We start from the raw sequence: 12,367 nt of genomic DNA on the forward strand, positions 1-12,367 counted from the left end.
GCTACCCTGCTTCACTATAACAATCCGACCGATCGGTTTTATTTTGTGATGAACCAGCATGATTATCTGCCTCTATGAATTCAAATTGGTTTAATTTAAACTTCATATCCACATGCTTTTCAAGTGCAGGTAGATTAAAGGCATCATTTTCACTGACAAAACTAATGGAAATACCTGAGTGCCCTGCTCGTCCAGTACGCCCAATGCGATGCACATAGTCATCAGGCATCTCAGGTAGCGTATAATTAATGACATGAGTCACATCATCAACATGGATACCTCGCCCTGCCACATCAGTCGCCACCAAGATATTTACCTCGCCATCCTTAAAGCGTTTAAGATAACGCTCTCGTTTTTGTTGGGCGACATCACCTGAGAGCATGGTTACCTCAAACTGGCGACGCAAGTTATCATATAGTCGCTTCACTTGGTCTTTGCGATTGGCAAAAATAATGGCTTTTTTCACATCTTTGTCAGACAAAATCTCACGCAACGCCGCCATCTTTTCACGCTCAGTCAATAAATAAAAGCGTTGGTCAATCGCCTGATTGGTCTTACTCTCTGGAGCGATTTCCACAAAAGCAGGGTTATGTAGCCAGCGATAGGCTAGGTTCATCACATCAGTATTAAATGTTGCCGAGAACAATAGGCTTTGGCGGTGTGTATTGACAGGCATGTGCCGAACGATGCGTTTAATATCAGGGATAAAGCCCATGTCAAGCATGCGGTCCGCTTCATCCAAAACAAACACCTCCACTCTATCTAAGAACAACACTCCCTTGTTCACCCAGTCAATAATGCGACCTGGTGTACCAATCAAAATATCCAAAGGACGGCGTTCAAGCTGACTTGCTTGTTTATCAAAATCCGCACCACCTGTGATACATAAATTATACAGGTTACTAAAACAGGTTAATTCACGGCAATCGGCAAAAATCTGCTGTGCTAACTCACGAGTCGGTGCTAAGATTAGAGCACGGGGCTCACCCAAAAACCTTGCCTCATCAGACGCAAAGGGGTGTTTCATTAGCGATTCAATGATGGTAATCAAAAAAGTCGCTGTCTTGCCAGTACCTGTTTGAGCCTGACCAATGGCATCTTGATTGGCGAGCGTATGTGGTAAGATTTGTGCTTGAATTGGGGTTAGCTTCTCAAACCCAAGTGCACGCACCGCCTTTAAAGTCGTCTCAGACAATGGCAAATCTTCAAAACGACCAAAAGTCGCCACATCGCTTGGAAGTGTGTATAAACTCAAATGATTATCCTTATTTATTTTTGGCGGATGTTTTTGTTGGTTCAGTTGATTCTTCTAAAATCATATCAAGGCACGCATAGCCTGCTTCAGCGGTTGCACCTTGTACAAATTCACGCTTTTTATCATCGCTTGCTTCAACATTCTGCTTATACAACTCAGTCAATGCCACCTGCCAAAATTCTTTGATGTATTCGGTGATTTCATTATCACCGAACTGCTTGACAAGCTCAGCTGATACCACCTCAACTTCTTTTACGGCATCGCTTTGTTTAACATCAGATTGACGCATGACCGCCACGCTAAACACGCCTTCACCGACAATATTACAGATGCCATAAGCTGTTTTTTGTTCATCGCTTAGTTCTTGTGCATCTTGAGTGTCTGCAGCAGATGCACCCATGCAGATGCCTACAGCAAGTACACCAGCCAATAGTTTATTCATAATTTTCATTGTCATGCTCCAATAGGATAGTAAAAAATATACACAATAACGCATTATAACAATTTATGCAAATGATTTGCAAAATTATCCACATCATGAGTGATGAACGCATAAAAAAAGCCCACAAAAAAGCGGACTTTTAGTGTGTCAAGAAAAGTGTTTATAGCTTGGTTACTTCTTCAGCTTGTAATCCTTTATCGCCTTCTCTTACAACAAATTCCACTGCTTGACCTTCTTTTAGCAAGCGATAACCTTCGCCCAAAATCGCACGAAAATGCACAAACACATCTTCACCTGTCGCACGCTGAATGAAGCCAAAACCTTTGGAATCATTGAACCATTTTACAGTACCTTGTTCACGAACTGACATATTTTCTTCCTATAAAAACGCTTGAATATGATGGGCATGGTTACTAAACACGCCATCAAAGCTCATCAAGCTAAATTAACTCAAGCGGGTTGAAAATCTCAACCACACTCTTTTTACAGTAATCAGTAGGCAATTTCATCAATATCGCCAGCAATAATATTACTAACAATATTTACAAAAAATCACATCTTTACATAACTACCGCAATTATCATACCATGATAAATTCAGAATACAAGTATTTTTATCAATTTTCACACACAAGTGTCTATTTATCCACGATTAACCACCAATCAGACAAAACTTTTCACAAAAAAATCTGCTAAAATAACGCCATTCTTACTTTTAGACCGCCCATCATTATGAAACAGTCTCGCCACATCTTATTACTAAATGGTCCAAACCTACATCTGCTAGGCAAACGAGAACCGCACATCTACGGTACAACCACGCTAGCTGACATCGAACATCGCTTAATCAGTAAAGCCACCAAGCATGGCATCATGCTGACTGCCTTTCAGTCAAACCACGAAGGCGACATCGTTGATAAGATTGGTGAATTGGGATTGTTGGCTGATGGTACGGGCTTTGACGCTGTCATCATCAATCCTGCCGCCTTTACCCATACTTCAGTAGCGATTCGTGATGCACTCACCGCCGCAAACAAGCCATTCATTGAAGTCCACCTATCCAATGTGCATGCACGAGAGCCATTTCGTACGCATTCTTATTTTTCCGATAAGGCAGTGGGTGTCATCTGCGGGCTTGGCGATATGGGCTACGACATGGCACTAGATTGGTTGGTTGAGTATTTGAATAAAACAGACAGTGATTGACAATCCTTTTTTGATAGCTAAGATGGGTAATGCAGGCGGTAAAATACGCCCAACCACCCATCTTGATACAAGTCATAACACAGGATTGATAACAGGGATTTTTTTATCTTTGTCAAATTTTGGATTAAAGGTCTGCACCTCAGGATTGGTTGGCAGTCCAATATCAGCCAGCTTATCTGCCACACCCACTTGAATATTATCACCTTCAAACAGGCGTTCATCATCCGTCCGCTCGGTTTTTAGGCTTTCAAAATCAAACAGTTCACGGTCAGCAAGCTGACTTGGGGCAACATTTTGCAAGGCCTTAAACATACTTGCTAGGCGTTTTGGGTGGGCATTGTCCCATTCACGCAACATATCATTAATCATCGCTCGCTGTAGGTTTTCTTGTGAGCCACACAGATTGCAAGGGATGATGGGGAAGCCTTTATAATTGGCGTATTTAATGATGTCTTTTTCGGCGACATAAGCAAGCGGACGAATCAAGATATTTTGCTTATCATCTGATAGCAGTTTAGGCGGCATCGCCTTTAATGAACCGCCATGGAACAAGTTTAAAAAGAAAGTTGCCAAAATATCATCACGATGATGCCCAAGTGCCACTTTGGTTGCACCAATTTGCTTAGCAAAGCCATATAACGAGCTACGACGCAAGCGAGAGCAAGCCGAGCAATAAGTTTTACCCTCTGGTACGACCTGCTTAACGATACTGTAAGTATCTTTTTCTAGAATGTAGTAAGGAATGCCTTGCTCAGATAAGTATTCTGGCAGTATGTGTTCAGGAAAACTGGGTTGTTTTTGATCAAGATTGACCGCCACAACTTCAAAATTAATCGGTGCAATACGCTTTAAAAAAAGTAGAATATCTAGTAAAGTAAAGCTGTCTTTACCGCCTGAGATACACACCATGACCACATCGCCATCTTCAATCATATTAAAATCACGAATCGCCCACGAGACTTCCTTGCGAAGTTTCTTTTGTAATTTCTTAAAGCGAGTTGATTTAATGCCATCGTCAAAATCATGAGTTTCATCATTATCATCGGTCATGTCATCTCGCTTGTTATCATGCGACAAGGCATGAATGACCTCTAGGTCATCACTGTCTAGCGGTGCTGCATCATTCTTCAAGTCGTTTATCATGTCGTTCATGTTATCTTGCTCAATATTCTATGATTGATGTTTTTAACCTTTATTTATCCCATTTGACCATCGCTCACAGCTTGCCATGGCCATGGGTTGTTTAGGATTTTGATTTGATGGTATATTTTTTTGTCTCACTGGTATTTTTGGTGTTTTCAATGGCAACAGCGACCAATTTACCATCGATTTTTTCATAGCGTACCTTTGGGGTGGATTTTTTGACTGCTTGGGCGTTATTATCACCATCTTTATTGGCATAAGTCTTATCAAAGCGATGAGAGTGCTTGGACTGTCTATCAAAACGCCCCGCCCTTGTTTCATCTTTTATACCACGCTGATGAAAACCACCTGCTAGACCATGCCGAGCAGATTTATCCTGTTGGGAACGGCTACGCCCGCTTTCTTTTGTGCCATCTTGATGAGAGCGGTGCTTACTGGCATGATGAGTACGGTCACCATGCTTATCAAAGCTACTCCGACCACTGCGTTTTTCATTCGTATCTTTAACGACTTCACCATCCACTTGCTTTTGGTGCGTCTGTACAGACCTTTCTATGGCTTTTATGCCATTTTTATGACGGATTTGGTAACTTTGATGGATGGGTTTTTTTGGATTAAAATCAAAGCCAGTTGTCTTATCTGTTAAGCACACCACTTCATAGCGAGCCAATAAACTTTCATCAAGCTCAAAGCGAGTGTAGTTGTTACTAAAATACAGTACGCCATCAGCCGAGAGTCGGTTCATCGCACGATTAATGAGTGCAGCATGGTCTCGCTGTACATCAAAAGTCCCCTTAAACTTCTTAGAGTTTGAGAAAGTTGGTGGGTCAATAAAAATTACCTCATATTGCTCAGTATGCTCTTTAATCCACTCAAAAACATCTGATGCGATGAATTGATATTTCAATTTGCCATCAACATAGGCGGATAAATCCAGACCATTTAGAGCAAAGTTTTGACGCCCCCAATCTAGATAATTGGCGGACAAGTCCACACTCGTAACAGACTTTGCTCCTGCCATCGCCGCATGGACACTTGCTGTACAGGTATAAGAAAATAGATTTAATACTCGCTTGCCACGGCTGGCAGCAGCAACCATCTGACGCATATTGCGATGGTCAATAAACAGCCCTGTATCTAGATAGTCGGTAAAATTGACATAAAAGTAAGCCCCATATTCACGCACAACATACATTTTTTTGCGTTTGGTTTGAGCATCTGAATTTTTGGTATATTGGTCATTACCTGACTGTCTGGCACGAGTTTTAATAAAAACATCTTCACGAAACACCCCAAGTATTTCTCTTGTGTGATGTAACACCGAATTAAAACGCTGCTTGGCAACATCAGCAGGGATTTGTTTGGGTGGTGCGTATTCTTGTACATGCACCTTTGTGCCATATAAATCAATGGCGACATTGTAGTTGGGCAGATCTGCATCATAAACACGCAAATTACTCACCTCATCCACTTTGGCAGCTTTTTTTAGGTGAGCTAGGTTCTTTTGTAGGCGATTGATGAATTCTTGAGCCTCTTCGCTGACGATATACTGTCTTTCAAATCGCTCAATCAAACTTGGCTGTCTTTGTATATCTAGCGAACCATGACGAAAATACACCGTCAATGCACCGTTATGACAACGCAAAGTCGCAGGATTGATAATAGGCAATGTATCAACATGCTCTACATGACTACCCAACACAGCTAAAGTCGCTTGATGAATGCCAGCACACTCAAAACCATCAGATGCACACAAGCCCAAACCTTGATATAAAGGCTTAATAAAATCAGCCTCACCCAATCGCTCCCCATAAGGCGGATTGGTAATCAATAAAGGGTTGCTCGCTTGTAGTTTGGCAAGCGTATCTTTTAAGGCACTAAGTGGCTGCTGTCTTAGTGTGATGTGATTGATGATGGGCGACAGTCCTGACGCCATGAGATTTTGATGGCAGGCGTGTACCGCTGTTGCATCGGCATCAAGGGCGATGACAGTAGGCATATTCTGACTCAGTTTATCCAAATTGGCATGAAATCTGTCATTTGCCGTCATGACCTGCTGTTGCCATAGTGCATCGTCATGGTATGCCCAGTGATAAAAACCAAACTCGTTAGTCGTCTTATCTAGCCCTACAGGGTAATCAGCACGCATCAGCATGGCTTCTGTAATGAAAGTCCCCGAACCACACATTGGGTCAATGAGTGCATCGTGTTGCCCTGTATGCCAACCGCATTCGTACAATAAGGCAGATGCTAAGTTTTCTTTTAAAGGAGCAGCGGTATTAACAACACGATAGCCACGGCGGTGCAAACTGGTGCCCGATAAATCCAAAAACAACTCAGCAAACTGATTATTCGCCACTGCAAAAATATGAATATCAGGCGTCTTTGAGACATCAGGACGAGCCCCAAGTTTACGATTAAAGGTATCCACAATCGCATCTTTAATACGCAAGGTGGCGAACTGCTGATTAATAGTCATTCGCTTATCGGTTGATAGACGAATAGCAAAGCTATGATCTAGGTCAACAATCTGCGTCCAGTCGTAACGAGCAGTAAACTGATACAATGCTTCTGGCACATCTTCATCAATCACCTGCGTCTGTATGGTGCGACTGATGGCACGCCCTTTGTCATCTTTTGAGATTTGATTGGTGATGGTCTGTTTTTGCTTAAAATGATATTCGCCAATCGGCAGTAAAATACGGCTCGCCACACGGCTATATAGGCACAAATGATAGAACTGAGAAAGACCGACTGTTGCACGAACACGCCCCACACGAGTGATGTGAGCATCAATCCCAAAGGACTTAAGCTCAATCAATAGTGCATTTTCAAGCCCATCAGCACAGGTTAAAACAAGCTCAAAAGCACGAGTATCAAACTGACAAAAGGGGTTGATCAGAACAGGGGTGGTGCTACTCATAGACTTCTCAATAAGACAATGCAATCAAAACCATCTATTATAGCATACATTAGCCATCTTCACCATCGAAACTGCCTTTAATGATAACCCTAAGCCGTTCCATTAAAGCTGATTTTTAGGTTCTGCACCATCTAGGGTTTCATTCAAGTTGTCAGCAGATGGTTTATGTGGTGCAAGCTGCATCCACGACTCGCCATTCATCATTAAACGCATATGCGGATAAGGTGCATGAATGCCCGCATCATCCAAATCCTGTTTGATTTTTTCGGTGATATTCTCTTTGATGACAGGAATACGAGCTACTGACAGCGGTGCAACCCAAAAACGCACGATAAAAAACACACCATATTCACCCACCTCACTGACAGTTACCATAGGTGCTGGATGTTTTAACACCACCTCATCTGCCGATAAAGTCTTAACAATGATGCTTCTTGCCTGATTGATATCAGCATCTAAGGCAATGCGAGCTTTGACATCAAAACGAATCATCTTTTTAGAGGTTAGATTAACCACTTCTGATGAGGCGACGGTAGAGTTTGGAATAATAATGATGATATTATCACGGTCAAGAACTTGGGTGGCACGCAATGAAATCTTCACCACTCTCCCCTCTTTATCCCCCAAACGAATCCAATCACCCACCTGAAATGATTGCTCCACCAAAATGGTAATCCCTGCAATGAAGTTGGCAAGCGTACTTTGGGCTGCAAAACCCACCGCCAAACCCACAATACCCAGACCTGCCACCAATGACACAATATCAAAGCCAAACTGTGCAAGCACACTAGCCAATGCCAAAACAAGCACCAAAACCAAAATCATGTTTTTAAACAGCTGTTCTATCGATGCGTTTAACTCATAATGTTTTAGTACACCGCTTAGCATTCTTCCTGATGTCGTCCATAGCACATAATAAAAACCGATCCAGCCTGATGCCTTTGCTGTCGCCTTAACTGTATCGGCATGAAAGCCAATCTGCATCATCACTGCAATCAAACTTGTTACAAACCACACATAGCGAAGGATGGCACGCATGATACGCATTCGTCGCTGGGATAGATGCAAAAATGCCCGAGCGTGCTTGATGCAATAAACCAACAGCCAATAAATAAAGCCAATCAAGGACAACAAAATGATAATCTTAATTGCTGTCGCTGACAACGCCAGACCCCGCTCGGTCCAGTTCATATTATCATCAAGCGAACCACCCAAAAACAGATAAACACTTTGATAAAGATCTTTGATGATTTTTTCAAAAAAATCCATGATGGCTTGACTATTCATAGGCTAACTGTGGCGTTTGTGGCATATTAATGTTACAATATCCATTTGTAAGCCAAAAAGTGTGCTGCATCTTGCTTACAATGAATTTTTGCGTTATTGTAGCAAAATTATCGCTAAAAATATGCTTTATTTACTGTGTTTTTTACTTTTTTATGGATCGCAAGCCCAAACCGACCACCCCCTATCTTAGCAAGTGAAGTAATAATAATGAATGGATTGCTGACGCTGATTTTAATATTAACGCCAATGTTTGTCGGATTTGGCTTACCTAGTCGCCCAAGCTGGGTAATCACTGCCGAACGCTTGCTTAATTATTTGGTATTTTTAATTCTCATCGTCATTGGTATTGAGCTTGGCTTGGTAGATAATTTAAGCCAAAAAATTGACGAAATTACTTTATATTTAGGCACTTTGACCGCACTCACTGTTGGTTTTGGCTCAGTTGCACTGTATCTTTTTGACAAACTTATTCCCATTAAGCATCACAGCAAATCCCCTGCCCAAAAGACCAAAATCAGCCTACATGGTAGCTTGATGCAGATCAGCTGTTTGGCACTGGGTTTTATCATGGCAAGGTTTCTACCCCCAATCTTATTACCACCAAATGGTACAACCACCGCACTGCTCATGCTACTTTTATTCCTTGTGGGCGTCAGCTTAAAGGGGTCTGGTGTTACATTAACACAGGCGATGCTAAACAAGCGAGGCTTACAAATTAGTGTCATTTTTACGGCGGCGACACTTTTTGGTGGTGTAGCTTTTGCTCTATTATTTGACGAGGTAAGCATCACAAAAGGTCTAGCACTCGCCTCAGGCTTTGGTTGGTATTCACTCTCTGGTACAGTGATGACCGATGCTTATGGGGCAGTGTGGGGTAGTGTCGCCCTACTAAATGATCTTTTAAGAGAGATCATTGCATTCATCTTTATCCCTTGGATGATGCGTCGTTCATCATCAGCGGCGATTGGGCTTGGTGGCGTTACCAGTCTTGACTTCACCTTGCCAACTTTAACCGCATCAGGCGGTACACAAATCATTCCCACCATCATCAGTTTTGGTTTTATTACCAATATCATCTCACCGATTTTTATGGTGTTTTTTAGCGCATTAGGTTAATGATAAGCCATGACTGATCATCATGGCTTTATTGTTTTTCGGATATACGCCATTACTCACAGAAACATGATTTTAAGTGGTGAGATAAGATTGCCCATATAAATGCCAAGCCAAAATAATCAATCTTTATGAATTAAACCTAACCACCCCCTGCCTTTTTATTAAAAAAATTCATCAACAAGCGAGATTTACCCACCAAATTTACCATCTCAGCACGAATAAATCTCAGTGGCTCTTTTTGTGGCAAACTCCCTGCAAAAGCATAGTTAATCAACGAAAACCCATGCATCATCACTTTATTATATGAACACCGTTCTCGCTCATAACGACGCAATAAATGCTTGCTGTCTTGGTCGGACTGCCTGATAAGCTGTAGCAATGTCGCCACATCCGCCAATCCTAAATTCAACCCCTGTCCTGCCAAAGGATGCACGCCATGAGCAGCATTACCAATCAGTAAAGTATGCGGTGCGGTATAGCTTTTGGCAACCTGAACAGATAAAGCAAAACTGGCAACAGACTCAATGCGATGAATCCGCCCACGCTCATAACCACTAGCAAGAGCTAATTTATGCATCAACTCATCATGGGGTAGTGCCAAATATTCCTTTGCCATTTGAGTGGGTAGTGTCCACACCACCGAATGCCAACGCCCATCATCCTCTGCTGATACATCTGCCAAAGGCAGTAATGCCAGTGTGCCTGATGGTAGCATGGCTTGGCGTGCAGTATGCTCATGTGGCTTATCGGTCTTGATGGCACAGCAGATGGCGGTCTGCTGATAGTCAAGTTTATCCACCCAAATGCCAGATAATCGCCTAACAACAGAACTCCTACCGTCAGCACCCACCAACAGCTTGGTGTCCACTAGGGTGGTGTTACCAGCATCACAAATAAGGCGAAGGCTGATGCCGTCATGGCGAATATCAAAGCCAAAGATTTCATCGACCCGCCTGTCATGTAGCACGGTCAAATATTGTGCCAAATCTGCTTGGCGTGCTCGTTTGTATAGTGCTTCATCGATGACGATGGGTTCAATCATACTACCTAAAATCGGCGGATTGATAGATTCTTTGGCAAAATTTAACTCACCACGCCCATCACTTTGCCACACCTTCATGTCCGTATAATCAGCACGACGCACAAAGTCCATCACACCGATGGATTCAAATAACGCCAAACTTGCCAAATTCAGTGCATACACCCGAGCATCACGATAAGCCAAAGCTGCTTGTCGCTGTTCATCACTCATGGCAGGCTTAGCATCAATCAAGACGACTTGTTTTTTAAGGCTAGCAAGCCCAATAGCAAGCGTCATGCCTACCACACCCCCGCCCACAATAAAAACATCAGTGCAGATTTTATCAACCATTATTTTAACGCTCAAAAAATACCAACTAAAATACCAAAAAGCACATTGGTTTTTATTTAATCATTGACAACAAAAAAGTGCAAGGCGAACTTGCACTTTTTTATATTTCATCGGTTATACACGATAGTACATATCAAATTCAAGTGGATGAACCACTTCATTGATTCGGTGTACTTCTTTCATTTTTAGGTCGATGTAGCTGTCAATCATCTCTTTGCTAAACACACCGCCTTTTAATAAGAACTCATGGTCATCACGCAAAGCGTTGAGTGCCACCTCTAGGTTTTCTGCCACCGTTGGAATTAGAGTTTCTTCTTCTGGTGGTAGGTCGTATAGGTTCTTATCGGCTGCCTCGCCTGGATCCATCTTGTTTTCAATGCCATCAAGACCTGCCATCAAGAGTGCAGCAAAGCACAGGTATGGGTTGGCTGATGGGTCAGGGAAGCGAGCTTCAATACGCACCGCTTTTGGACTGTTGACATGTGGAATACGGATAGAAGCCGAGCGGTTTGATGCCGAATATGCCAGTTTAATCGGTGCTTCATAGTGTGGCACAAGACGCTTATAACTGTTTGTGCTTGGGTTGGTGATGGCATTTAATGCTCGAGCATGCTTGATGATACCACCGATAAAATATAGTGCCATCTTAGATAGTCCTGCATACTCATCACCAGAGAACATATTGACACCATCTTTTGAGATGGACATGTTGACATGCATGCCAGAGCCATTATCACCAACTAGCGGTTTTGGCATAAAGGTTGCAGTTTTGCCAAATTGATTGGCAACATTTTGTACAATATACTTAAACTGCTGTACTTCATCTGCTTTTTTAAGCAAGGTATTAAACGAGATACCAATTTCAAGCTGGCAACTTGCCACCTCGTGATGGTGCACCTCGATACGACCCTCCCCCATCACTTCTTCAATGCGGTCACACATCACAGAACGCATTTCATGATAGTGATCTACAGGAGCAGTAACTGCATAAGCACCCTTGACCGCAGGTCGTTGACCTAAGTTACCCCATTGATAGTCGTTATCAGCACTCCATGCCGCCGCCTCTGCAATAACTTGGCTTCTAGCACCTGACATATCAATATCCCATTTGACTTCATCAAACACAAAAAACTCTGGCTCAGGTCCGATGAACGCAGTATCGCCAATCCCTGTTGATTTTAGATAAATTTCTGCACGGCGTGCAATAGAGCGTGGGTCTTTAGCGTAGCCTTGTAAGGTATCAGGCTCAATAACATCACAAGCAACAACGATGGTTGGCGTACTAAAAAAAGGATCTAAATAGGCTGTGCTAGCATCTGGCAACAAAATCATGTCCGATGCCTCAACACCTTTCCAGCCCGCCACACTTGACGCATCAAACATTTTGCCGTCTTCTAGAACATCTTCATCAATGCTTGAGACAGGGAAAGTTAAGTGTTTTTCTTTACCATGCGTGTCCGTAAAACGAAAATCCACCCACTTTGCACCCGATGATTCAATCAAATCAAACAGCTTATTAGACATAATTTCACTCCAAAATCATAAACATAAGTACACTAAACGGTAAGATATTAAAGCCCTTCTTATCATCTGTCAATCATTTTTGACAATTTGAGCGGTTTCA

10 protein-coding genes are annotated in these 12,367 nt (G+C 42.5%); 2 read left to right on the top strand and 8 right to left on the bottom strand.

What is annotated here, in order from left to right:
• Position 1 precedes the first annotated feature (1 nt).
• From ACERC6_RS00875 to ACERC6_RS00885, 3 genes are all read right to left on the bottom strand, one after another.
• Positions 2-1,228 carry a DEAD/DEAH box helicase gene (locus ACERC6_RS00875; protein WP_373627423.1) on the bottom strand — a complete coding sequence of 409 codons (1,227 nt, stop codon included), beginning with the start codon at positions 1,226-1,228 and terminating at the stop codon, positions 2-4.
• A gap of 37 nt (positions 1,229-1,265) precedes the next feature.
• Positions 1,266-1,706, bottom strand: coding sequence for a hypothetical protein (locus ACERC6_RS00880; protein ID WP_373630488.1), 441 nt, complete (start codon positions 1,704-1,706; stop codon positions 1,266-1,268).
• A gap of 151 nt (positions 1,707-1,857) precedes the next feature.
• The gene (locus ACERC6_RS00885; protein WP_284674395.1) at positions 1,858-2,067 is read right to left on the bottom strand and encodes a cold-shock protein; all 210 of its coding nucleotides are present in this window, start codon (positions 2,065-2,067) and stop codon (positions 1,858-1,860) included.
• A 355-nt stretch (positions 2,068-2,422) separates the two neighbouring features.
• Between ACERC6_RS00885 and aroQ the strand changes: the two genes are divergently transcribed.
• Entirely contained in the window at positions 2,423-2,902 is a 480-nt protein-coding gene (gene aroQ, locus ACERC6_RS00890; protein ID WP_373627424.1) for a type II 3-dehydroquinate dehydratase, read from the top strand.
• Between the two features lie 72 nt (positions 2,903-2,974).
• Here aroQ and ttcA read toward each other — a convergent pair whose 3' ends face one another.
• The 3 genes from ttcA to ACERC6_RS00905 form a co-directional block, all read right to left on the bottom strand.
• Entirely contained in the window at positions 2,975-3,952 is a 978-nt protein-coding gene (gene ttcA, locus ACERC6_RS00895) for a tRNA 2-thiocytidine(32) synthetase TtcA (protein ID WP_373627426.1), read from the bottom strand.
• A 193-nt stretch (positions 3,953-4,145) separates the two neighbouring features.
• The gene (gene rlmKL, locus ACERC6_RS00900; RefSeq protein WP_373627369.1) at positions 4,146-6,968 is read right to left on the bottom strand and encodes a bifunctional 23S rRNA (guanine(2069)-N(7))-methyltransferase RlmK/23S rRNA (guanine(2445)-N(2))-methyltransferase RlmL; all 2,823 of its coding nucleotides are present in this window, start codon (positions 6,966-6,968) and stop codon (positions 4,146-4,148) included.
• A gap of 102 nt (positions 6,969-7,070) precedes the next feature.
• The gene (locus ACERC6_RS00905) at positions 7,071-8,255 is read right to left on the bottom strand and encodes a mechanosensitive ion channel family protein (protein WP_284674393.1); all 1,185 of its coding nucleotides are present in this window, start codon (positions 8,253-8,255) and stop codon (positions 7,071-7,073) included.
• Positions 8,256-8,462: 207 nt separating this feature from the next.
• Between ACERC6_RS00905 and ACERC6_RS00910 the strand changes: the two genes are divergently transcribed.
• Positions 8,463-9,371: a lysine exporter LysO family protein gene (locus ACERC6_RS00910; protein ID WP_373627370.1), complete on the top strand. Its 909-nt coding sequence runs from the start codon at positions 8,463-8,465 to the stop codon at positions 9,369-9,371.
• Positions 9,372-9,510: 139 nt separating this feature from the next.
• On the opposite strand, the gene ACERC6_RS00915 is transcribed toward ACERC6_RS00910, so the two are convergent.
• A complete protein-coding gene (locus ACERC6_RS00915; RefSeq protein WP_373627371.1) occupies positions 9,511-10,758 on the bottom strand; it encodes an FAD-dependent monooxygenase in 1,248 nt (415 codons plus the stop codon).
• A 99-nt stretch (positions 10,759-10,857) separates the two neighbouring features.
• Positions 10,858-12,267, bottom strand: a complete 1,410-nt coding sequence (gene glnA, locus ACERC6_RS00920; protein ID WP_284674390.1) for a type I glutamate--ammonia ligase — start codon at positions 12,265-12,267, stop codon at positions 10,858-10,860.
• Positions 12,268-12,367 lie beyond the last annotated feature (100 nt).

Source organism: Moraxella sp. E33BD, assembly GCF_041807865.1.
Classification (GTDB): Bacteria; Pseudomonadota; Gammaproteobacteria; order Pseudomonadales; family Moraxellaceae; genus Moraxella; species Moraxella haemolytica.